27 protein-coding genes are annotated in these 21,079 nt (G+C 68.2%); 12 read left to right on the top strand and 15 right to left on the bottom strand.

Annotated features, from left to right (window positions below; genetic code table 11):
• Position 1 precedes the first annotated feature (1 nt).
• Entirely contained in the window at positions 2-496 is a 495-nt protein-coding gene (locus KY493_RS03105; protein ID WP_219897539.1) for a GNAT family N-acetyltransferase, read from the bottom strand.
• Between the two features lie 34 nt (positions 497-530).
• A complete protein-coding gene (locus KY493_RS03100; protein ID WP_219897538.1) occupies positions 531-1,304 on the bottom strand; it encodes an enoyl-CoA hydratase in 774 nt (257 codons plus the stop codon).
• Between the two features lie 146 nt (positions 1,305-1,450).
• Between KY493_RS03100 and KY493_RS03095 the strand changes: the two genes are divergently transcribed.
• From KY493_RS03095 to KY493_RS03080, 4 genes are all read left to right on the top strand, one after another.
• Entirely contained in the window at positions 1,451-2,431 is a 981-nt protein-coding gene (locus KY493_RS03095) for a hypothetical protein (protein WP_255567997.1), read from the top strand.
• Between the two features lie 87 nt (positions 2,432-2,518).
• Positions 2,519-3,304: an exodeoxyribonuclease III gene (xth, locus tag KY493_RS03090; RefSeq protein WP_219897537.1), complete on the top strand. Its 786-nt coding sequence runs from the start codon at positions 2,519-2,521 to the stop codon at positions 3,302-3,304.
• A gap of 3 nt (positions 3,305-3,307) precedes the next feature.
• The gene (locus tag KY493_RS03085; protein ID WP_219897536.1) at positions 3,308-3,823 is read left to right on the top strand and encodes a hypothetical protein; all 516 of its coding nucleotides are present in this window, start codon (positions 3,308-3,310) and stop codon (positions 3,821-3,823) included.
• 83 nt (positions 3,824-3,906) lie between these two features.
• Positions 3,907-4,815 carry a cobalamin biosynthesis protein CbiG gene (locus KY493_RS03080; protein ID WP_219897535.1) on the top strand — a complete coding sequence of 303 codons (909 nt, stop codon included), beginning with the start codon at positions 3,907-3,909 and terminating at the stop codon, positions 4,813-4,815.
• A gap of 6 nt (positions 4,816-4,821) precedes the next feature.
• On the opposite strand, the gene KY493_RS03075 is transcribed toward KY493_RS03080, so the two are convergent.
• From KY493_RS03075 to KY493_RS03055, 5 genes are all read right to left on the bottom strand, one after another.
• Complete coding sequence (locus KY493_RS03075; protein ID WP_219897534.1) at positions 4,822-5,106, bottom strand: GNAT family N-acetyltransferase; 285 nt, start codon at positions 5,104-5,106, stop codon at positions 4,822-4,824.
• A 51-nt stretch (positions 5,107-5,157) separates the two neighbouring features.
• A complete protein-coding gene (locus KY493_RS03070; RefSeq protein WP_255567996.1) occupies positions 5,158-5,550 on the bottom strand; it encodes a hypothetical protein in 393 nt (130 codons plus the stop codon).
• Positions 5,551-5,563: 13 nt separating this feature from the next.
• Entirely contained in the window at positions 5,564-6,070 is a 507-nt protein-coding gene (locus KY493_RS03065; protein ID WP_219897533.1) for a hypothetical protein, read from the bottom strand.
• A gap of 90 nt (positions 6,071-6,160) precedes the next feature.
• A complete protein-coding gene (gene folB, locus KY493_RS03060; protein ID WP_219897532.1) occupies positions 6,161-6,538 on the bottom strand; it encodes a dihydroneopterin aldolase in 378 nt (125 codons plus the stop codon).
• Positions 6,539-6,543: 5 nt separating this feature from the next.
• Entirely contained in the window at positions 6,544-7,296 is a 753-nt protein-coding gene (locus KY493_RS03055; protein WP_219897531.1) for an SDR family oxidoreductase, read from the bottom strand.
• Positions 7,297-7,457: 161 nt separating this feature from the next.
• On the opposite strand from KY493_RS03055, the gene KY493_RS03050 reads away from it, so the two are divergent.
• Positions 7,458-7,904 carry a DMT family transporter gene (locus tag KY493_RS03050; protein WP_219897530.1) on the top strand — a complete coding sequence of 149 codons (447 nt, stop codon included), beginning with the start codon at positions 7,458-7,460 and terminating at the stop codon, positions 7,902-7,904.
• A 16-nt stretch (positions 7,905-7,920) separates the two neighbouring features.
• Entirely contained in the window at positions 7,921-9,798 is a 1,878-nt protein-coding gene (uvrC, locus tag KY493_RS03045) for an excinuclease ABC subunit UvrC (RefSeq protein WP_219897529.1), read from the top strand.
• A gap of 12 nt (positions 9,799-9,810) precedes the next feature.
• Here uvrC and KY493_RS03040 read toward each other — a convergent pair whose 3' ends face one another.
• Together KY493_RS03040 and KY493_RS03035 are read right to left on the bottom strand one after the other, a co-directional pair.
• Positions 9,811-10,182: a PIN domain-containing protein gene (locus tag KY493_RS03040; RefSeq protein WP_219897528.1), complete on the bottom strand. Its 372-nt coding sequence runs from the start codon at positions 10,180-10,182 to the stop codon at positions 9,811-9,813.
• 9 nt (positions 10,183-10,191) lie between these two features.
• Positions 10,192-10,428 (bottom strand): antitoxin, encoded by a 237-nt coding sequence (locus KY493_RS03035; protein ID WP_219897527.1) that lies wholly within the window; start codon positions 10,426-10,428, stop codon positions 10,192-10,194.
• A 67-nt stretch (positions 10,429-10,495) separates the two neighbouring features.
• Here KY493_RS03035 and KY493_RS03030 point away from each other — a divergent pair, with 67 nt between their 5' ends.
• Positions 10,496-11,125 (top strand): carbonic anhydrase, encoded by a 630-nt coding sequence (locus KY493_RS03030; protein ID WP_219897526.1) that lies wholly within the window; start codon positions 10,496-10,498, stop codon positions 11,123-11,125.
• A 4-nt stretch (positions 11,126-11,129) separates the two neighbouring features.
• On the top strand, positions 11,130-11,936 hold the full coding sequence (locus KY493_RS03025) for a glycosyltransferase family 25 protein (protein ID WP_219897525.1): 807 nt from the start codon (positions 11,130-11,132) through the stop codon (positions 11,934-11,936).
• Here KY493_RS03025 and KY493_RS03020 read toward each other — a convergent pair.
• Positions 11,927-12,982: a glycosyltransferase family 4 protein gene (locus KY493_RS03020; protein ID WP_219897524.1), complete on the bottom strand. Its 1,056-nt coding sequence runs from the start codon at positions 12,980-12,982 to the stop codon at positions 11,927-11,929. The two genes, KY493_RS03025 and KY493_RS03020, sit on opposite strands and share 10 nt — an antisense overlap.
• Positions 12,983-13,091: 109 nt before the next feature.
• Here KY493_RS03020 and pgsA point away from each other — a divergent pair, with 109 nt between their 5' ends.
• Positions 13,092-13,733 (top strand): CDP-diacylglycerol--glycerol-3-phosphate 3-phosphatidyltransferase, encoded by a 642-nt coding sequence (gene pgsA, locus KY493_RS03015; RefSeq protein ID WP_219897523.1) that lies wholly within the window; start codon positions 13,092-13,094, stop codon positions 13,731-13,733.
• Here pgsA and KY493_RS03010 read toward each other — a convergent pair.
• Positions 13,730-14,251 (bottom strand): TIGR02281 family clan AA aspartic protease, encoded by a 522-nt coding sequence (locus tag KY493_RS03010; protein WP_219897522.1) that lies wholly within the window; start codon positions 14,249-14,251, stop codon positions 13,730-13,732. The genes pgsA and KY493_RS03010 overlap by 4 nt on opposite strands.
• Before the next feature lie 102 nt (positions 14,252-14,353).
• Entirely contained in the window at positions 14,354-14,563 is a 210-nt protein-coding gene (locus KY493_RS03005; RefSeq protein ID WP_370627351.1) for a DUF1289 domain-containing protein, read from the bottom strand.
• Positions 14,564-14,708: 145 nt separating this feature from the next.
• Here KY493_RS03005 and KY493_RS03000 point away from each other — a divergent pair, with 145 nt between their 5' ends.
• Both KY493_RS03000 and KY493_RS02995 read left to right on the top strand, forming a co-directional pair.
• Positions 14,709-14,864, top strand: coding sequence for a hypothetical protein (locus KY493_RS03000; protein WP_219897520.1), 156 nt, complete (start codon positions 14,709-14,711; stop codon positions 14,862-14,864).
• Positions 14,865-14,985: 121 nt separating this feature from the next.
• Positions 14,986-15,795 carry a crotonase/enoyl-CoA hydratase family protein gene (locus KY493_RS02995; RefSeq protein WP_219897519.1) on the top strand — a complete coding sequence of 270 codons (810 nt, stop codon included), beginning with the start codon at positions 14,986-14,988 and terminating at the stop codon, positions 15,793-15,795.
• A 13-nt stretch (positions 15,796-15,808) separates the two neighbouring features.
• Here KY493_RS02995 and KY493_RS02990 read toward each other — a convergent pair whose 3' ends face one another.
• The 3 genes from KY493_RS02990 to KY493_RS02980 are packed head-to-tail and all read right to left on the bottom strand — an operon-like array spanning position 15,809 to position 18,772.
• Entirely contained in the window at positions 15,809-16,816 is a 1,008-nt protein-coding gene (locus KY493_RS02990; RefSeq protein ID WP_219897518.1) for an HlyD family secretion protein, read from the bottom strand.
• Between the two features lie 28 nt (positions 16,817-16,844).
• On the bottom strand, positions 16,845-17,603 hold the full coding sequence (locus KY493_RS02985) for an ABC transporter ATP-binding protein (protein ID WP_219897517.1): 759 nt from the start codon (positions 17,601-17,603) through the stop codon (positions 16,845-16,847).
• Positions 17,600-18,772 (bottom strand): ABC transporter permease, encoded by a 1,173-nt coding sequence (locus tag KY493_RS02980; RefSeq protein ID WP_219897516.1) that lies wholly within the window; start codon positions 18,770-18,772, stop codon positions 17,600-17,602. Before KY493_RS02980 ends, KY493_RS02985 begins: the two co-directional genes overlap by 4 nt.
• 213 nt (positions 18,773-18,985) lie before the next feature.
• On the opposite strand from KY493_RS02980, the gene KY493_RS02975 reads away from it, so the two are divergent.
• Entirely contained in the window at positions 18,986-21,076 is a 2,091-nt protein-coding gene (locus KY493_RS02975) for a S46 family peptidase (protein WP_219897515.1), read from the top strand.
• Positions 21,077-21,079: the final 3 nt, after the last annotated feature.

Genomic DNA, 21,079 nt, shown 5'->3' with positions numbered 1-21,079 from the left:
GTCAGCCCGCGCGAACCGCGCCGGCCGCCGAGGCTTGCGTGACGGGCGCCCACAGCACGCGGCGGCGATCCACCGGTCCCGGCAGCGTCACGTCCGGCGCGGCGACAAAGCCGAACCGCTGAAAATAGGGCGGATCGCCGACCAGCAGCACGCCGCTGGCGTGCGTCGCTCGGGCATGATCCAGACAGGCCTGGACCAGAGCCGCGCCCTGCCCGTCGCCGCGTCGCCCCGCGTCCACCGCGATCGGCCCCAGAAACAGCGCCGGCGTCTCGCCCACCACGATGGGCCATAGCCGCACCGCGCCGGTGACCTCGCCCTGGGTTTCGACAACGAACCCTGCCGTCGGACGCGAGCCTTCGCGCAGACGTTCCGCCGTCTTGGCGTAGCGGCCAGGACCGAAGGCGGCCTCGACCAGGGCGTCCACCGCGTGTTTGTGGCGCGCAGCCTCGGGCTGGACGGGCGTATCGACAGGGAGGGCGGGGGCGGCTTGCAGCATGGGCGCGCGCACCTAGGCGCAACGGGCCGGCAGATCAACCGCCCTTGGAGAAGTCCGGCGCGCGTTTCTGGCTGAAGGCCATGAATGCCTCCATCGCCTCGGGGCTGCGCATCTGTTCGGAGAACTGCGCGCCTTCGCGTTGCATCAACGACCAGATGCCCTCCGCGTCGCGCATCAGGGCCTTGGTCTTGCGCAGGGAGTTGGGGGCACGAGCCGCCAGCTTGTTGGCCAGTTCCGCGGCTGTCGCTTCCACTTCGTCGGATCGGACCGCCCGATTGACCAAGCCCCAGGCCAAGGCCGTTCGACCATCCACCGCTTCGCCCAGCGCGAACAGCTCGAACGCCCGCTGGTGCCCGATCACGCCCGGCAGCAGCAGCGACGAGGCCGCCTCGGGCGTCAGGGCCAGGTTGACGAACGGCGCGGACATCAGGGCGTCCTCGGCCGCGACCACCAGGTCGCAATGCAGCAGCAGCGTCAGGCCGATGCCGACCGCCCTGCCCTTCACCGCCGCCACCGCCGGCTTGTCCAGATCGGCCATGGCCTTCAGGAAGCGGAACACCGGCATGTCGGAGGGCGCGGTTCCGCCCGCCCCCAGCGCCGCGAAATCGGCGATGTCGTTGCCTGCCGAAAAGCTGTCGCCCTCCGCGCGGAACAGCAGCACGCGCACGGCGTCGTCCGCAGCGGCGCCTTCGACCGCCTGCGCCAGCGCGGCGTACATGGCCTGGGTGATGGCGTTCTTCTTCTCGGGCCGGTTCAGCGTGATCGTCAGCACGCCCGCTTGAAGTGTCGTCAGAACCTGTTCGCTCACCGTCGTCTCCCGCCGCCGCCCGCCACGCGGGTTCACGATCGCAACGATCCATAGCGGTCGATTGTCGGGGCCGTCCACCGCGCGACGCCTTGACGCGGCCACACACGCGATCCAAGGCTCCGCATCCCCCGCTTCCAGGAGGCATCATGCCCAGCACGTTTCCGGCTCTGAGCGACGCCCTGAAGGGCGCTCTGGCCGCCATTCTCGTGGCCGCGCCGGCCCTGTTCGGCGCCGCCGTCCCCGCCGCCGCGCAAGATACCCAGTCGCAGATCCAGCGCAACAATCTCGGCCGTCAGCAGGACACGGAGCGCCAGGAGCGCGGAAACCGCCGCGATCGCCGCGCCGCGCCCGCCGCCGCGCCCACCCAGACGCCGGAAGAGGCCAGGGCGGGCGCTCAGGCCGCGCTGACGGCCGCCGGATCGTCCTGCCAGGTCACGGAGGCGACGCTGCGCGGGCAAACCGCCGACAAGACCAATGTGTACGAAGCCATCTGCGCTGCGGGTCCTGGTTTCATCGTCGTTACGTCCACGCCGCCGCAGGCGTCGGACTGCGTGCTGCTGGCCGCGTCGGCCGAGGCCGTCCGCGCCAAGGACCCGGCCGCCGACGTCGGCACCGTCTGCACCCTGCCGGCCAACCAGAATGCGCAAGCCGTGATTTTCGGCTACGCCAAGGAAGCCGGCGTCTCCTGTCAGGTCGATCAGGGCGTGCTGCGCGGCCAGTCTTCCGCCGGCAAGCCCATCTATGAGATCGGCTGTGTGGGTTCCGACGGCGCCTGGATCGAACAGACCGCCGACAACGGCTGGGACGTGACGCCCTGCCTGCAACTGGGCGCCAGCGGTCAGACCTGCAACTTCACCACGGCCGACGAGCAGAACGCGGACGTGAAGAAGCTGCTGGCCGGCACGCCCGGTGAAGCCTGCGACGTGCAGCAGATCCGCCTGATGGGTCAGAACGCGCGCGGGACCTTCATGGAGGCCAAGTGCGCGGCGGCGGACACCGGCTATGTGGTGCGCGTCAGCGAAGGCGTGGTTGGGGACGTCTATACCTGCGCCGAGGCCGCCCACATCGGCGGCGGTTGCACCCTGACCACGGCCGCCGCAGCCGCTCCGGCCACGACCGAAAACTAATCGTCTTACGGGGCTGCTGATGAAGACGCCGTCCGTTCGCGGGCGGCGTCTTTGTTTTTGGGGCGACGCAGCCTAGCCTGCTGCGCCATGCGCATCGCCACCTGGAACGTCAACTCGGTCAACGCCCGCCTGCCCACCATCCTTGCGTGGATGGAGGCCGCCCAGCCCGACGTCGCCTGCTTTCAGGAGATCAAGTGCGTGGACGAGAAGTTCCCGCGCGAGGCCTTCGAGAGCCTGGGCTACAATGTCGAGACCCACGGCCAGAAGAGCTACAACGGCGTTGCGCTGCTGTCGAAGCACCCGCTGTCGGACATCCGGCGCGGCCTGCCTGGCGACGAGGCGGACGAGCAGGCCCGCTACATCGAGGCGGTGGTCGAGGGGCCCCGTCCCGTGCGCGTCGCCTCCATCTATCTGCCGAACGGCAATCCGATCGGCACCGACAAGTTCCCCTACAAGCTGCGGTGGTTCGAGCGGCTGAACGCCCATGCGCGCAGCCTGCTCGCCTTTGAGGAGCCGCTGGCGCTGTGCGGCGACTACAACGTCATCCCCGAGCGGCACGACGTGCGAAACCCGGAAGCCTGGACCGGCGACGCCCTGTTTCAGCCGGAAAGCCGTCGCGCGTTTCGCGCGCTCAAGGCCATCGGTCTGGCCGACGCCAGCGTGCTGGGCAAGCAGCCGCCGGGCTCCTTCACCTTCTGGGACTATCAGGCCGGCGCCTGGCCGCGCGATCTCGGCATCCGCATCGACTTCGCCCTGCTGTCGCCCCAGGCGGCCGACCGCTTCCGTGCGATCGAGACGCATCGCGACGCACGGGACATGGAAAAGCCCAGCGATCACGTGCCGGTCGTTGTCGATCTGGACCTGGAGGCCTGATCCGTGGGCGAGGCGTTTCGGGTGGTCCTGCTGGTCGGGCTGGTCGCGGCGCTTCTGACCACCGGGGCGCTGGGCCTGTCCTGGTGGATGGAGCCGGACCGCCGCATCCGCCGCGCCTTGTCCAAGGCGCTGGGCGGCGTTCCCGAAGCGGAAGCCGTCTCGGTCGGCGAGGGCAAGGCCTGCGCCCTCAACTTCAGCGGCGGTCAACTGGTCGTGCTGTGGGGCCTGGGCGCTCACGGTCTCGCCTACGACTTCAACGAGGTCGAGGGCGGCGAGATCATCGTCGACGGCCATGTGGTGGCCCGCGTTCGCCGCGACGAGGCGCGCAAGTCACTGGATGTCATGGTCCCCGACGCAGAGCAGATCGTGCTGCGCCTGATGTTCGACGACGCGCGCCATCCCGAGTTCGAGCTGGCCCTGTGGGACGCCGCTGCGCCCGCACCCACCGGCTCGCCTGCCGAGGCGATGCGGCTGGGCCGGCGCTGGCTTTCGCATGTCGAGGCCCTGCTGAAGGACTGAGGGCCTCTTCCGCACCTCGACGCGGGACGCTACAAGCCCCACCTCTCCTGCAACCGACCACCGCCTTGCCAAAGGAGGCCGCCATGGCCCGCCTTTTCGACGCCTATGTCGTCGCCGACTGGACCGCCGCCGAGACCAAGAAGACCGGCGAGAACTCGCTGTGGATCGGCGTGGCCAAGCGCGACGTGCGCTTCCGTCTGTATTCGGAGACGCATAACGTCGCCACGCGCGCCGAGGGCGAAAAGCTGCTGTCTTCGATCCTGGCCGACCACAGGAAGCGCGGCGACCAGGTCCTGGTCGGATTCGACTTCAACCTGGGTTATCCGGCCGGTACGGCCGCGCGGCTGAAGCTGGACGGCGAACAGGCGCCCTGGCAGGCGATGTGGAAGTTCATCGCCGCCAATGTCGTCGACAAGGCGGACAACACCAACAACCGCTATCAGGTCGCGGCCAAGATGAACCGGCTGATGACCGACGAGGCCTGGCCGCTGTGGGGCGCGCCGGCCAAGCAGGCGCAGCGTTGGCTGACCACCACCAAGCCGCCGCAAGGCGCTGGCGACATTCCCGAGTTCCGCGCGACCGAGAACGCGGCGCGCAAGGGCAAGCTTCAGCCCAAGAGCGTGTGGCAGATGCACGGCGCGGGTGCGGTCGGCGGCCAGACCCTGGTGGGCGTGCCGGCCGTGCGTCGCCTGCTGGAGAGCCTTGGTCCCGCCGGCGCCGTGTGGCCGTTCGGGACAGGCTGGCGCGAGCTGACGCCCGCCGATGTCGAGCCGCTGTCGGTGCTGGCGGTCGAGGTCTGGCCGTCGATCTTCAACGCCAAGCCCAATCCGGGCGAGATCAAGGACCAGGCCCAGGTCCGCGTCGCCGCCGAAACCCTCGCCCAGATGGACGACCGGGGCGAGCTGGCCAAGGCCTTCGCCCCTCCGAAGGACGCCTCGCCCGAGCTGGTCGCCCAGGTCGAGGGCGAGGAAGGCTGGATTCTGGGCGTCTGAGGCGTATCAGCCGAGCACGTCGTTGTAGTCCGGGTGGCGCTTGTGCCAGGCGACCGCGTATCCGCAGCGGGGCTGGAGCTTCAGCCCCTCCCCCCGCGCATGCTCGGCGAGGCTCTGCATGAAGCGCCCGGCAGCGCCTGATCCGCGCAGCGCCGGATCGGCCTCGACATGCAGGATCACGCGCCGCTCGCCTTGCGACGCATAGTCGGCCCACACGGGCTTCTCCTCGCCGCCGGCGTCGAACCCCTGCTCGAACCGCTGTTCGGCGGCATTGTCTTTGAACGCGCTCATTGGCTGGTCTCCTTCGGCAGGATCAACCGTCGGCGCCCGGCCGTGTTCCGCTCAGATCGGCCGATCGCCCAGCAGCGCCAGCAGGCCCAGCACGCTCTTCACCGTGAACCAGATGCTGAGCAGGAACCACATCAGCAGGAACAGGAAGAAGAACGGAATGCCGATCAGGATCAGCGACGCCAGGCCGCTGATGGCCATTCCGATCCAGGCCACGATGGTCCACCAGAACACCGACCAGAACAGGCGGATCTGCGCTTCGATGTGCTGGCGTGCGACGCCGCTCGACGAGCCCCGCGCAACATAGGAAACGACCAGCCCCACCAGCACCAGCACGTTGGCGCTGGGGATCGACAGGATGAACAGCACCCAGGCGGCCATCGCCGCCAACTTGCCCTGCGAAGGTCCGGGGCCAGTCGCGTTGTGGTGCAGGTCTCTATCGCTCATGGTCTCGTTTCCCTCAGATCAGCCAGGTTCCGGGTCGATTGATCGGCTGCCCGGCCTTCAGCTTGAACACGCCAAAGGCTCCCCGCACCAGCACCCACACGGCCGCCAGAAACAGCACGATCACGCCCACATTGACGATGATCAGGACCACGCCCAACGCGGCCGCCGCCGCCGCGATCCACAGGGTGCGCCGCTGAAAGACGAAGTGGCCGGCCTCCAGCGCATTATCCGGCATGGACCGGTTCCTCACCGCCAGCAGCCCGATGACCGCCGAGACGCCGATCGTCGGCACGGCCAGCAGGATCAGGATGTAGACGGCGTACAGTTCCGGCGACACGCCCGCGGCGGTCGTCGCCCGCACGCCGAGATCACGCACGCTCGGCCTCGGGTGGCGACCTGCCGTCGGGACGAGCCCTGGAGCCTGCGTCCGCGCGTCCTCGCGCTGCTGTCCACGCAGCGAGGCGGCCGAGGCGAAGCCGATCTCGGCGTCGTGATCGTGATTGTCGCCGGGCTCGGCCATTCGAAGGAAGGTGCTTCTTTGCTGGCGCCGCTCACGGGCGGCGGAGGGTTCGGGGGACAATGGCGGCGCCGGCGGCGGCGCGCAACCGTCTCAGCGGGACAGCACCACCTCGCAGCCCGGCGAGGCGTGGCCGCCCAGAGCCCCCGGCTTGTCGATCCGCACCGTCGCGCGCCGCACCCGCTCGTCTTCCAGGCACGCGCTCGCCAGCCGGTCGGCAAAGGTCTCCACCAGGCCGACATGCCCATCGGCGGCGATGGCGCGGGCGGCCTGCGCCACGGTTTCGTAGTTGATGGTGTCGGACAGGCGCGTGATCGACTGCGGCTGCAGTTCCAGAGTGACCTCGATCACCAGCGTCTGCAATCTGCCATGCTCGTGATCATAGACGCCGATGCCCGCCTCGATCCGCAGGTCGCGCACGAAGACGCGCAGAGCTTCGCGCCGAAAGCCGTCGCTGGTCTGAGGGGACATGACGGCTACTCCAGGATGTCGGGCGTGCGCCAGGCCAGGTGCTGACCGCCATCGACGGCGATCATCTGGCCCGTCACCATCTCGGCCTGCGTCAGCCACAGCACGGCCTGAGCTACGGCTTCCGGGCTGCCGGGGCGCGCCAGGGGGATGGCTGCGGCTTCGGCTTCGAACTCGGCGGACGTCTGGTGGACGGAAGCCAGCGTCGGCCCCGGCCCTACGCCGTTCACCCGCACGCGCGGCGCCAGCGCCTGCGCCAGGGTGCGCGTCGCCCACCACAGGGCGTTCCGCGACAGGCTGTAGGAAAAGAAGCGCGGATCGGGCTTCAGCACCCGCTGGTCCAGCAGGTTGACCACGGACGCCCCGTCCTGCGCCTGTTCCGCGAACGCTTCGGCCAGCACGATCGGCGCGCGAACATTGGTCTCCATGTGCCGATCCCACAGCGCGCGGCTCAGGGCGCCGACGCGGTCGTCCTCGAACACGGAAGCGTTGTTGACCAGCACGCTCAGCGGACCCGCCTTGGCGACCGCTTCCGGGATCAGGGCGCGAACAGCCGCTTCATCCGACAGGTCCGCGCGCACCACCGCCGCGCGCCGACCGAGAGCTCTGACGTCGTCCGCCAGCGCTTCCGCCGCCTCGACCGACGCGTGGCAATGGATCGCGATGTCATGGCCGGCGCGCGCCAGCTCAAGGCAGATGGCCCGGCCGATTCGCTTGGCGCCGCCAGTGACCAGCGCCGCGCCCGGCCCGGCCTCAGTCAACCCGACCGAACTCGAAATAGTTGATGGCGGCGAGAACGGCGACGAAACCGAGAATGATCGCGAGGGCCAGCATGGCGTGCTCCTGTGAAGGCCTACGGCATAAGGTGCCGATCGTCCGCTCGCAAGCGGCGCGCGCCGTCGCCGTCTGCTAGGATCGGGCGATGAACCCCGCGATTCTGCCGATCCTCGTCGTTATTCTGGCCGGAGGCGCGACCGCGCTCCAGGCGCCGACCAATGCGCGGCTGGCGACGGCGGTCGGATCGCCGGTGAATGCGGCCTTTGTGTCTTTCGCCGTAGGCACGATCGCACTGGCGGTCGCCGCCGCCGTCCTGCACGCGCGGCCGGACGTGACGGCGACCAGGGCCCTGCCCGCCTATGCGTGGTTCGGCGGACTCTACGGCGCTTGCTTCGTGGTCGCAGCGGCCTGGGGCGTGCCCCGGCTGGGCGCCGCCATGACCATCACCCTGATGGTGGCGGGCCAGCTGGCGCTCAGCCTGCTTCTGGATCACTTCGGCGCCTTGGGCGTGCCGCGCCAGCCGCTGAACTTCGGCCGCATCGCCGGGGTCGCCCTTGTGTTCGCCGGCGTCCTTCTGGTCCGGCGCTCCTGATCCTATATCCCGCCCGATGACCGAGGAGACCCTGAGCGCGCCGTCCGGCAGCGACCTGAAGGCCGCCGCCCTGATCCGCGACGAGGCCAATCGCGCGCCGGACAAGCCGGGCGTCTATCGCATGTACGGCGAGGACGGCGCCTGCCTCTATGTCGGCAAGGCGCGCTCGCTGAAGAAGCGCATCCTGCAGTATGCGCAGGGCCGCTTTCACACCCAGCGCATCGGCCACATGGTGTCGCTGACACGCTCGATGGAGCTGGTTGTCACCGCCTCAGAGCGGGAAGCCCTGCTGCTCGAATCCAACTTCATCAAGAAGCTGAAGCCGCGCTTCAACGTGGTGCTACGCGACGACAAGTCGTTCGCGGAGCTGATGATCCGTCGCGACCACCGAGCGCCGCAGGTTCGCAAGCATCGCGGCGCGCACACCGTGCCCGGCGACTACTTCGGGCCCTTCGCCTCGACCTGGGCGGTGAACCGGACGCTGAACACCCTGCAGAAGGCGTTTCTGCTGCGCTCCTGCTCGGACAGCGTGTTCGAGACCCGCACCCGGCCCTGCATGCTGCACCAGATCAAGCGCTGTTCGGCGCCCTGCACCGGCCTGATTTCGCTGGAGGACTACAGCGCCCTGGTGACGGAGGCCGAGAGCTTCCTGCGCGGCAAGTCGCGCGCGGTGATCGGCCGCTTGTCACAGGACATGACCGCCGCCGCCGAGGACATGGATTTCGAACAGGCCGCGCGCATCCGCGACCGCATCCGCGCCTTGTCGGCCATCGCCATGGAGAACTCGGTCAGCGCCGAGGGCGTGGCCGAGGCCGATGTCTTCGCCCTGCACACCGATGGCGGCCAGGCCTGCGTGCAGGTGTTCTTCTATCGCGCGGGCCAGAACTGGGGCGGGCGCGCCTACTTCCCGCGCGTGGACCGGGCCGACACCGACCCGGAAATCCTCGCCGCCTTCCTGGGCCAGTTCTACGAAGACAAGCCGATCCCGCGCCTGATCCTGTCCAGCGTCCGTCCGCACGAGCTGGAGCTGCTGGAAGAGGCCTTTTCGATGAAGGGCGACCGCAAGGTCGAGATCGCGCGGCCCCTGCGCGGCGACAAGCTGTCGCTGGTGGATCACGCCCTGACCAACGCCCGCGAGGCGCTGGGTCGCCGGTTGGCCGAGAGCTCGGCCCAGGGCAAGATCCTGGACGAGGTGTGCGAGGCCTTCGGCCTGGAGGGCCGGCCCGAGCGGATCGAGATCTACGACAACGCCCATATCCAGGGGACCAACGCCGTAGGCGGGATGGTGGTCGCGGGGCCGGAGGGGTTCCGCAAGAACCAGTACCGCAAGTTCAACATCCGGGGCGAAGACCTCGCGCCCGGCGACGACTACGGCATGATGCGCGAAGTCATGCGCCGCCGCTTCTCGCGCCTGGTCAAGGACGAGGAGGCGGGCGAGGAGGTCGAACGGCCCGACCTGCTGCTGATCGACGGCGGCGCGGGCCAGCTGGCCGAGGTGCTCAAGGTCATGGCCGAATTGGGGGTTCACGACATCTCCGTGGTCGGCGTGGCCAAGGGACCGGACCGCGACGCGGGGCTGGAGAAGTTCTTCATGCCGGGCAAGCCGCCCTTCATGCTGCCGCTGAAGTCGCCGGCGCTCTACTACCTGCAGCGCCTGCGCGACGAGGCCCACCGCTTCGCCAACGGCGCCCACGCCAAGCGCCGTTCGATGGACATCAAGAAGAACCCGCTGGACGAGATCGAAGGCGTCGGCCCCGGCCGCAAGAAGGCCCTGCTGCACGCCTTCGGCTCGGCCAAGGGCGTCGGCCGCGCCTCCGTGGTCGATCTGGTCAAGGTGGCCGGCGTCAACCAGGCGCTGGCTGAGCGCATCCACGCCTTCTTCCACAAGGCCTGACGCGGCCTCGCCTCACCACTCCAGCAGGGTCAGACCGGGTATGTCGCGGAAATCGTCACCGTTCATGGTAACCAGCACCGCCTCGTCCACGATCGCTTGAGCGGCAATCATTCTGTCGAGCACCTTGCGACGGGAGAAGCCCGCCTCCCTCACAATCCGGCCGTATGCCGCAGCGTCTCGTCTGTCAAAGGGGCGAACCTCGACGGTCTGGAGCAGAGCCTCCAAGCGAAGACTTCTGAGATCAGCCTCCTTGCGCGACAAGCCGGCTTCAAGTTCGACCACTGTGACGATCGAGAAGGCGAGCGTGTCAGAAGTCGCCCTGATCAGCTCGCCGATCCTCTCGTCGCCATCTCGGAGATGGATGGCGACGTTCGTATCCAACATCAGCAAACGCTATAGCCCCTTGCGGATCGGAGCGATGAATGGCGGCCGCTTACCGACGCTGGAGGGTTTCGGAAGCGCATTCAGCTTGTCCATCATCTCTCTTACGGTTGGCCGCTTAAGGACCATGGTCACCACGTCGCCCCTACGTTCGATCTCGACCTCGACGCCGGGACCGAAGGAGATTTCCTTGGGCAGGCGTACGGCGTCGCTGTTCCCGCTGCGGAATGTTCGGCTCACGATCGGCATGACCACCTCCTTGTATATACGCGTATACACCATTTCTCCGACGCGCGCGAACGGCTAAGGCGGAATCATGACCGACGACATCGACGAACTGACAGCCGGCTATCGCCGCTTTCGCGCCGAGACTTGGCCGGAGGCGCGGGCTGAATACGGGGCCTTGGCTTCCGAGGGGCAGAAGCCGCACACCCTGATCGTCGCCTGCTCGGACAGCCGCGCCGATCCGGCGTTGATCTTTGACGCCGCGCCGGGCGAGCTGTTCGTGGTGCGCAACGTCGCCAATCTAGTGCCGCCCTATGAGCCGGACGGCCAGCTTCACGGCGTGTCGGCCGCCTTGGAGTTCGGCGTCAAGGTGCTGAAGGTCCGGCGCATCGTGGTCATGGGCCATGCCTCCTGCGGCGGCGTGGGCGCGATGCTGAAGGGTGCGCCCGAGGACTGCCCCGATTTCGTGGCGCCCTGGGTCGCCCAGGGCACGCCGGTGGTCCAGCACGTGGCGGAAACCGTCGAGCCCGATCAGGTCGTCCGCGCCGCCGAAGAAGCCATTGTTCGCCTGTCGATCCGGAACCTGCGCACCTTTCCCTGGATCGCCGAGCGGGAGGCGGCCGGCCAGCTGACGCTTAACGGATTGCATTTCGGCATCGCCGATGGCGTCCTGACCCGCCTGACCCAGGCGCCGCGTTTCGAGCCGCTGTCGACGGACTGAAGACGTGGACGTCTTCTTTATCAACCTGGATCGGGCCGCCGACCGTCGCGCCTTCATGGAGGCGCAAGGGAAGGCGCGGGGCGTTCGGCTTCAGCGGCTGCGCGCGACCGAACCCAAGGACTTGGCGCCGGGCGAATACGAGCGGTTCGCCGACGCCTGGGAGCGCAAGCTGACGCCCAACGAAATCGCCCTGCTGCGCTCGCATGCGGCGCTGTGGCGGATGGCGCTGGATCGTCCGGGAGGGCTGGTGGTGCTGGAGGACGACGCGGTGCTGTCGCCGCGGTTCGCCGGCGTCGTTCAGCGGCTTCCGCAAGGCTATGACCTGATCAATCTGGAAGATTTCGGCCGCGCCAAATTCTTCGCCCGCCGGCCGGGCGAGGTGCAAGCCGACTTCAGCATCACCCGCGTCATCCGCGACAAGACCGGCTCGGCCGCCTACCACGTTTCGCCCGCCGGAGCCGCCAAACTGCTCACGCTGATGGAGACCACCGCCGCGCCGTCCGACGCCTTTCTGTTCGCTGTCGCGCGGCTGAACATGGCGCAGGTAGAGCCGGCCCTGGCGCGTCAGGCCCACATCCTGACCGAGCGCGGCTTCGATCCCGGCATCACCATCGCCACCTCCATCTGCAAGGAGCGGATCGGCGCGCCAAAGGAGCGCAAGCGGCCGATCTTCAGAGTTCGCAGGGTGGCGACGCAGTTTCGTCTGGCGGGGCTGCATCTACGCCGCCTATTTGATGTGGTGCTGCGGCCAGTCGCCTTTGACGATGACGAGTTCCGCGCCATCCTGCCGATCCGGATCGATCAGGCCTGATCCCAGAGGCGGCGATAGACGGCGTTGAGCCCCTCGGCCTCCGCCTCAAGCGAGAAGTGAGCTTCCACCCGCCTGCGCGCCGCCTCGCCCGCCGCCGTCCTTCCCGCTTCGTCGTCGAGCCACCGCGCCACCGCCGCCGCCATGGCCTCCACGTCGCCCGGCGGGATCAGCGAACCGGTCTCGCCCTCGATCACCAGCTTTGGGAAGGCGCCGACGGTGGTGGCGACCACGGGCGCGCCGGACGCCATCGCCTCCAGCGGCGTCACGCCGAAGCCCTCCCAACGCTGGGGCGCGACGTAAAGAGATAGTGCGCGGTAGTAGGCCGGCGTCTCCAGCGGCCCCACCTCGCCGGGGAAGAGGATGCGGTCGCTAAGCCCCGCCGCCGCCACACGCGCCTTCAAGGCGTCCAGAAATCCCTGGTGCTCGCCCGTCGCGCGACCCAGCACCACGGCCTTGACGTCCGGACGATCAGGCAGGACCCGGATCATGGCGTCGATGAAGACGTCCGTGCCCTTCTGCCGTCGGATGCGCCCGAAGCAGCCGACCAGGCGACCGCTGGGCGGCAGATCGGCCGGACGCGCCTCGCCGTCGAAGGCTGGCCGGAACACCCCTGTGTCGATGCCGTGCATCACCACAGTTGACGATCTCTGCAGATAGGCGGCGGTGAATTCCGACACCGACACCACCGCATCCATCCGCCCGATCAGAAATCGGCTCCAGCCGGTGTGCTTCCTTTGCGAGGCGCTGGTGAAGACCAGCTTCATCGGAAATCGCAACAGGTCCCGCAGGACCACGCCCGCCAGCATCTCGACGTTGCGGCGCGCATGCCAGATGCGGAACGGCCGGTCCGCCGGACGCCTCGCCAGGCGCGGGAGGTCGCGAAAGCGTATCTGCGGGATTTCGCCCGGCACGACCGGCCCCAGCACGGCGAGCCGCAGCGACCGGGCCTGCACGGGCGCCACGCGGAACAGGGTCGTGGTCACGCCTGACAGCCGCCGCTTGAAGTTGGGCGCGATCACCTGCGGATCGGGAACAAGGGTCCTCATGTCCCATGCCTAGCGAAGATGCGGCAACGCTGCATAGGGAAGACTTGCGACGATCCGGCGGCTAGAAGCGTTGGCTTTACAGTTCATCGCTGTTTTCTCGAGGCCGACCGTGACCCCGACCCGCCCCAATCCGATCCCCAACATCCTGACCGCGATCCGGCTGGCGGCCGGGGTGGTGATGTTCACCATGCTGGCGGGGGCGGCGCCTGGCGCGCTGGATGCGATCCTGTCGCCGCAGGCGCAGCAGGACTTCGGCGTCTGGGCCTTTTGGATTTTCGTGATCGCGGCCTCGACAGACTGGGTCGACGGCTTTCTGGCGCGCCGCTGGAACGCGGTCAGCCGCTGGGGCGCGATCCTGGACCCCATCGCGGACAAGGTGCTGATCACCGGCGCCATCCTGGGCGTTCTGGCCTCGGGATCCCTGCCCGGCATCGCCCTGCCCTGCGGTCTGATCCTGTTCCGGGAGTTTGCGGTGTCGGCCCTGCGCGAGACCACGGCCGGCCGTGTTCAGTTGCCAGTCACCCTGTTGGCCAAGTGGAAGACCACGCTGCAGATGGTGGCCCTGGCCGCGCTTCAGCTGACGCTGCTGTGGCCGGCGTTCGGCTTGCAGCAGGCGGACGGATCGCCGCTGTCATGGCAGCCGGCGTTCGAGTCGTTCGCCGTCTTCCTGATCTGGTTCGCCGCCGTGATCACCGTCTGGACCGGCTGGCAGTACTTCCGCGAGGCGCGCCGCCAGATGGGCGGCGTCTAGGGTCGCAGCGTCAGGCCGGCCGGCGAGGCCTCGAAGCGCGACAGCCGTCCCAGATAGCTCATGCCCAGAAGCGAATGGGCCAGACCCTCTTCCACCACCAGGGCCTCGACCTTGCGCACCGTGGCGCCGGCGACGGACACCGACGCCAGCGTGACGGAAGCGGCCTTGGCTTCTCCCGACGCCGTCTGCACCGCGCGATCGAAGTCATCCGGCGTGACCTTCAGGCCCAAGCGCTGGGCGTCCTGACGCGTCAGAGCCACCACCGTGGCGCCGGTGTCGACCAGCACCCGCACCGCGCGGCCGTCGATCTCGGCCTCGGCCCAGTAGTGGCCGTCGGCGCCGCGCACCACCTGGGCCGCCTGTCCGCTGGCCGGCGGCGACATGGCGGGCGCCGTTGTCGCCACCGCGGCCTGCGCTTGGCCGCCCGAGGACAGGTGGTTCAAGCCATAGGCGGCGCCCAGCGACGCCAGCAGGGCCGCGCCGAGGACGAATGACGACTGAATGGCCTTGTCGAACATGAGAACCCACACAGGATGATCGCCGGTCGTGCGACCATCTCGGGTTCTAAGGGCTTACGGTTGGTGTGGGATGAAGCGACGTGCCTGACGAAAGGTTACGGCTCAGCCGGCGTCGGGAGAATGGCGAGCCCGGCGCGACGGCAGTTCGGCCATTACCCGGGCGCGGCCTTCCTCGCCGAGCGCCCGCCAGCCGCCGATCTCCTGCAGAGTGCGATAGCAGCCAAGGCACAGGCCGGACGCGCCATCGACGGTGCAGACCTGTACGCAGGGGCTGGCGATGGATCTGGGCGGACCGGGCGACCTGCTGCTCACCGCCAACGAGCCAATTTCATCCGTTTCTTGCATTTATGTCGCAAACCTGTCATATAGAAGCCGACGCGAAACGACTGAAGCGGGTGAGATCCCCCCACAAGCACGACGCGTCTCTTTTCATCGTTCTGCGAAAGGAGACGCCAAGATGAACGATAAGGAGCGCAACCTCCAGCACGCCATGATGTCCTTCGCCCTGTGGGGCGGGATGCTGGTGAACACGCGGCACATGCCGTCCAACGCGGGTCGGGTGGTCAGCCACCCCTCGAACTTCGTGCCCATCGAGATCAAGAAGCGCGGCTGAACGCGGCCTCTTGATCCGCAAACAAAGCCCCGGCCGTTGCGCCGGGGCTTTTTGCATCCGGGCCTTGCCTGACGCGACGGCGCGGGTGGATGACGGGGGTTGGTCTCAGGAGAAAACGCCCATGCCGCTGATCGCCGAGGAACGCCTGGACGGTGAGGACGGCCCGATCCTGCTCTGGACGCTGGACCGCGAAGCACGGTTGAACGCCCTGCCCGATCTCGGTGACGGCAAGGAGGTCGCGGCGGCGTGCGAGCGGGTCAACGCCGATCCTTCGGTACGCTGCGTGGTGCTGACCGGCGCTGGCCGCGCCTTTTCGGCCGGGGGCGACCTGACGGCCATGCGCGACCGGCGCGACCTGTTCGAGGGCAATGGCGTCCAAGTCCGGGAACGCTACCGCCGCGTCGTCCACCGCATCGTGCGGTCCCTCTATGGGCTGGAGGTTCCTTTGGTGGCGGCCGTGAATGGACCGGCCATGGGACTGGGCTGCGACATTGCGGGTCTGGCGGACATCCGCATCGCTTCGGAGCGCGCCATCTTCGGCGTGCCGTTCCTGAAGCTGGGCATTATTCCGGGCGACGGCGGCTCCTGGCTGTTGCCGCGCAACGTCGGCTATGCCCGCGCGGCCGAGATGCTGTTCACCGCCCGCTCCATCGACGCGGAAACCGCCGAACGGTGGGGCCTGGTCAACCGCGTCGTCGCGCACGAGCAGTTGATGGATGAGGCCACATCCGTCGCGCGCCAGATCGCGAGCCAGCCGCCGCAGGCGCTGCGCATGGCCAAGGCCCTGCTGCGGCAAGGCCGAGACGCCAACTTCGATCAGATGCTGGAGATGTCGGCGGCCCTGCAGGCGCTGGCTCACCTGACCGACGACCATGCCGAGGGCGTCGACGCCGTCCTGAACAAGCGGCCGGCGAACTTCACCGGCCGCTGAGCGGTCCTGTCGATTACGCCGCCGGCTTCATTGCGCGGTCGGGACCAATGCCCGCCGCGGCGGCGCGCGGCGCGCCGGCGGTCTCGCCCGGCTTCATGAACTTGACCAGCACTCGCTGACCGATCAGCAGCGGCGCGTCGCCGGCTGAGACCACGACCTCGACCACCCGCTCATCCGTGCGTTGCGAGGGATCGTCCGAAGCCAGCTTGCGGGCGCCGAACACGGCGGCGCGGCGCATCACCGATCCGATATAGACCTTGCTGGCGTCGCCCTCTGGCGAAATCTCGACCGCCTGACCGTCGCGCAGGTTGGGCAGGTCGCTTTCCACCACCTCGGCGCGGATGATGCGCGGCGCGTCCGGCTCCAGGTCGAACATGGTGGAGACGTTCAGGGTCGATGCGCCCGCGCCCGGATTGGCGTAGCGGCGAACGATGCGGCCGGACATCGGCGCGCGGATCACCGTCAGTTCCTGGTTGTAGCGAGCCTGGTCGTACTGGGCGCGCGCGGTCTGCACCGCCGCCTGCTGGGCTTGCATCTGGGCCTGGGCGGTGGAGATGGCGTCCTGCGCCTGGTCCATGCGCTGGGCGGCGACGAAGTTGGTGGCGACGAGACGGCCCAGCCGCTCATGCTCGCGCTGAGCCGTGCGGATGGCGACGCGGGTCTGGGCCATCTGGCTTTCGGCCTGCGACACGGCGGCGGCGGCGCTCTGGACGGCCAAGCGGGCTTCGTCGTCCTCCTGGCGGGCCAGGATCTGGCCGGCGGTGACGCGTTCGCCTTCCTGCACCAGCACCTCGCGCACCACGCCGCCGCGTCGCGCCGCGACCTGGATCAGGCCGCCCTCGATGTCCACGCGCCCGTTGGCGATGGCGGCATAGGGGCTCTCGACCTTGGTCTGGGCGGCCTTGTCCAGCTCGGCCTTCTTGGCCTTGCCGGCCGCCTGCAGGCTCATGAATCCCACGATCACGACGATGACCAGCAGGATGCCGATCCAGAAGCGCTTCTTCTTCAGCAGGGCAGGCATGGGCGTTCGGTCCTAAAAGTCGATCGTTTCAGTGGTGCGACGCCAGAACGGCGTCCGGATTGGGGATGCGGCGCTGGTCGTCCAGGATCTTGCCGTCCTCGATGTGGATGACCCGGTCGGCCCAGGCCTCCAGGCGGGGATCGTGGGTCACGCAGATGACGGCGGCGCCGTGCTCGGTCGCCGCGCGGCGCAGCAGGCGGATCACGACCTGGCCGTTCTCGCCGTCGAGCGCCGAGGTCGGCTCGTCCGCAAACAGGATCTTGGGGTCCTTGGCCAGGGCGCGGGCGATCGCCACGCGCTGCTTTTCACCGCCGGACAGGGCCGCCGGGCGTTGATGCAGGCGGTGACCGAGCCCGACTTCCTCCAGCGCGACGGTGGCGCGCTTCCTGGCCTGGCCGGACGTCAGCCCCTGAAACTTCAGCACCGTCTCCACCTGTTGCAAGGCGGTCAGCGAGGGGAACAGGTTGAAGCCCTGGAAGATGAAGCCGCAGTTATCCAGGCGGAACTTGTCGATCCTGCCCGAGGAGAATTTCCACAGGTCGTCGACATCCAGCACGTCCACCCGCCCCTCTTCCGGCTTCAACAGGCCCGACAGCGCCGCGATCAGCGTCGACTTGCCCGAACCGGACGGCCCCATGACCATGGTCAGATCGCCGTGCTTGGCGTCGAAATCGACGTCCTTCAGCACCTCGACCCAGGCCTTGCCGGACTTGAACCGCTTGACCAGACCCTTGGCTTCGATCGCGAAGTCGCCGTGCTTGCCGTGAACTTTCGTATGGATGTTCATCGCAGCAGATCCGCAGGCTGGCTCTTCTTCAGGATGCCGAGCGAAAGCAGGCCCGAGCCGACCGCGATCAGGATCAGGCCGCCGCCCACGATCAGCAGCAGCAGCAACGGCATGGCGATGACCACCGCTCCGGCGCGTGCCGCCAGCGACAGCAGCCAGGTCAGGGCGACAGCGGCGATCACGCCCACCACCCCGACCCAGAAGCTCAGCTCCACCACGATCCGGCGCAAGGATCCCATGCCGACGCCCAGTGCTCTGAGCGAGGCGAACTCCTTGATGTTGGCCATGATCGCGCCGCGCAGCGTCTGCCAGGTGATGGCCACGCCGATGATGACGCCAAGGACGGCGCAGCCGCCGATGATGATCATCAGGATGCCTTCCTCGAACATCGCGCCCTGATTGGCTTCGGCCAGCTGCGCGCGCGTCCAGGCTTTCCATTGCCCGTTTCCGGCTGCGTTCAGCTGCGTCGCGACCACGTCGGATTGAGCGGGATCACGCAGCTTGACCATCAGCGGCCCGACGCGCGGCCCCGTGTCGGCCTGTCCAAGCATCCGCAGGGTGTCGCGCGACATCACGATCGTCGGCTGCATCATGTTGGGATAGCCGCGCATGATGCCGACCACCGTCACCGTCTGACCGTTGAACAGGGCCTTGTCGCCAAGCTTGACGCCCAGCGGAACCAGAGCCGTCTCGTCGATCGCGACGGTGTAGGGTTGGCGCAACGCATCAACCAGTTCGTCCGAATAATCGACCGGGATGGTGACCGAGCCTGGCGCCGTGTCGATGATGTTCACCAGCACCTGCTTCTGGCGCGGCGCGCCTTGGCGGGCGCGTTCGGCCTGCGTCGCCGTGGGATCGACCTCGCGGATGTTCTGGAAATTGCCGCCCGTCATGTCGAGCGGCTTCACCTCGACCACTTCCGGGTGGTTGTAGGCCAGGGGGATGAAACGGCGCGGCACACCCGAAGGGCCGCTGAACAGCGCCTTGGCGCCCGGCTGCATGATGAAGATGTCGGCGCTGGATCGCTCGATGGCGGCCGTGAAGCTCTTGCCGATGCCGATGAAGACGCCGGTCATGGCCAGCACCAGCAGGCCCGACAGCGCAAGCGCCATCACCGCCGCCATGTAGCGGCGCCACTCGAACAGCAGCGTGGAAAGCGCAAGCGACATCAGCGTCATCGTCCCCCGATCACGGTTCTCATGTGCGGCCATCCTCGCCGGGGGCCAAGTTAAATCGGGGTAAGCTTGCGCGACCGAAGGGCCGATTGTGCACACGCCACAGCGGCGCTAAGGGCGAAGGGGCTTGGCGCGGCCGGCATGGCGGCGTTAGTTATGAAATAACAGCAGGGGCAATCCAGCTCCTCGCCGGGAGATCCGCACCAGATGTCGCTTCGCTCCATTCGCCTGTCCGCCTCGCTCGCAGCCCTGGGCGCCGCGACCGCCGTCCTGTCGCTTCCCGCCGCGCCCGCCCGCGCCGACGAGGGCATGTGGACGTTCGACAACTTCCCCGTCGCGACGGTGAACGAGAAGTACGGCACGAACATCGACCAGGCCTGGCTGGACCGCGTCCGCAACGCTGCGGTGCGCCTGCAGGGCTGCTCGGCCTCCATGGTCTCGAACGAAGGCCTGATCCTGACCAACCACCACTGCGTGGTGTCGTGCGTGCAGGACCTGTCCACGGCCGAGAACGACTACGTCAAGAACGGCTGGATGCCCGCCACGCGCGAGGAAGAAAAGAAGTGCCCCGGCCAGACGGCCGAAATCCTGACGGACATCGTCGATGTGACCGACCGCGTCACGGGCGCCGGCCAGGGCCTGGAAGGCGCCGCCTTTGTGCAGGCGCGCGCGGCCGAGATCGACCGCATCCAGAAGGAGACCTGCGGCGACGATCAGAAGCTGACCTGCCAGGTGATCAGCTTCTATCGCGGCGGCCAGTACAAGCTCTACAAGTTCCGCAAGTACGACGACGTGCGTCTGGTGTTCGCGCCCGAGTTCCAGGCGGCCTTCTTTGGCGGCGATCCCGACAACTTCAACTTCCCGCGCTACGCGCTCGATGCGGCCTTCCTGCGCGCCTATGAGGACGGCAAGCCCGTCTCCTCGCCCAACTTCCTGAAGTGGAACCCGAACGCGCCGAGCGAAGGCGACGTGACCTTTGTGGCGGGCAATCCCGGCACCACCCAGCGCCTGCTGACCGTGGCGCAGCTGGAGGCCCTGCGCGACCAGCAGCTGCCGCTCAGCCTTATCCAGACCTCCGAACTGCGCGGTCGCCTGCTCGAGTATTCGACCACGGGCGAGGAGGCCAAGCGCGTTTCGGTCGATCCGATCTTCGGCCTGGAGAACGGCTTCAAGGTTCAGTACGGCCAGCAGGGCGCCCTGACCGACCCCGCCTTCATGGCGACCAAGCGCCAGGAGGAGGCGGACCTGCGCCAGCGCGTCGCCGCCGACCCGGCCCTCGCCCAACGCATCGGCGACCCGTGGGCCGATCTGGAGCGCGTGTCCGCGGCCCAGCGCGACCTGTTCCTGCCCTATCGCCAGCTGGAAGGCGCGGCCGGTCAGCGTTCGTCGCTGTACAGCTACGCCAAGGCCATCGTGCGCGCCTCCAAGGAGCGCGCCAAGCCGGCGGCCGAGCGCCGCGCCGGCTATGGCGAGGCCGACATCGCCAATCTGGGTCGCCGCCTGGCCACCGAGACGCCGATCTCCAACGATCTGGAAAAGATCTATCTCGACTTCTGGCTGGCCAAGACGCGCGAGTACCTGACGGTCGACAACGCCGATGTGAAGGCGCTGCTGGGCAAGGAAAGCCCCGAGCAAATCGCCACGCGTCTGGTGGACGGCACCAGGCTGGGCGACCCCGCCTTCCGCGCCCAGGCCCTGGCCATGACGCCGGAGCAGCTGGCCGCGTCGGGCGATCCGATGATCGCCTTTGTGCTGGCCAACGACGACGCGGCCCAGGCCGTTCGCACCCAGTGGGAATCGGCCGTGTCCGGCCCCACCAGCCGCGCAGGCGAAAAGATCGCCCAGGCCCGCTTCGCCGCCTACGGCACCAACCTCTACCCGGACGCCACCTTCTCGCTGCGCCTGTCCTATGGGGCGGTGAAGGGCTGGACCCATCGCGGCGTGACGGTCGAGCCCTTCACCAAGATCGGCGGCCTCTATGAGCGCAACACCGGCGCCGAGCCGTTCAACGCGGCCGAGGACTGGCTGGCCGCCGAGGACCGGATCAACAAGGACACCGTCTACGACTTCGTTTCGACCAACGACATCATCGGCGGCAACTCGGGCTCGCCCGTGATCAACGCCAAGGGTGAAGTGATCGGCGCAGCCTTTGACGGCAACATCCACTCGCTGGGCGGCAGCTTCGGCTACGACGGCGAACTGAACCGCACGGTGACGGTCTCCACCGCCGCCGTCACCGAGGCCCTGCGCACCGTCTACAACCAGCCGCGCCTCCTGGAAGAACTGGGCGTGCGGTAAGAC

This window comes from Brevundimonas sp. PAMC22021 (assembly GCF_019443405.1).
Lineage (GTDB): Bacteria > Pseudomonadota > Alphaproteobacteria > Caulobacterales > Caulobacteraceae > Brevundimonas.
This window is presented reverse-complemented; position numbering and strand designations above follow the sequence as displayed.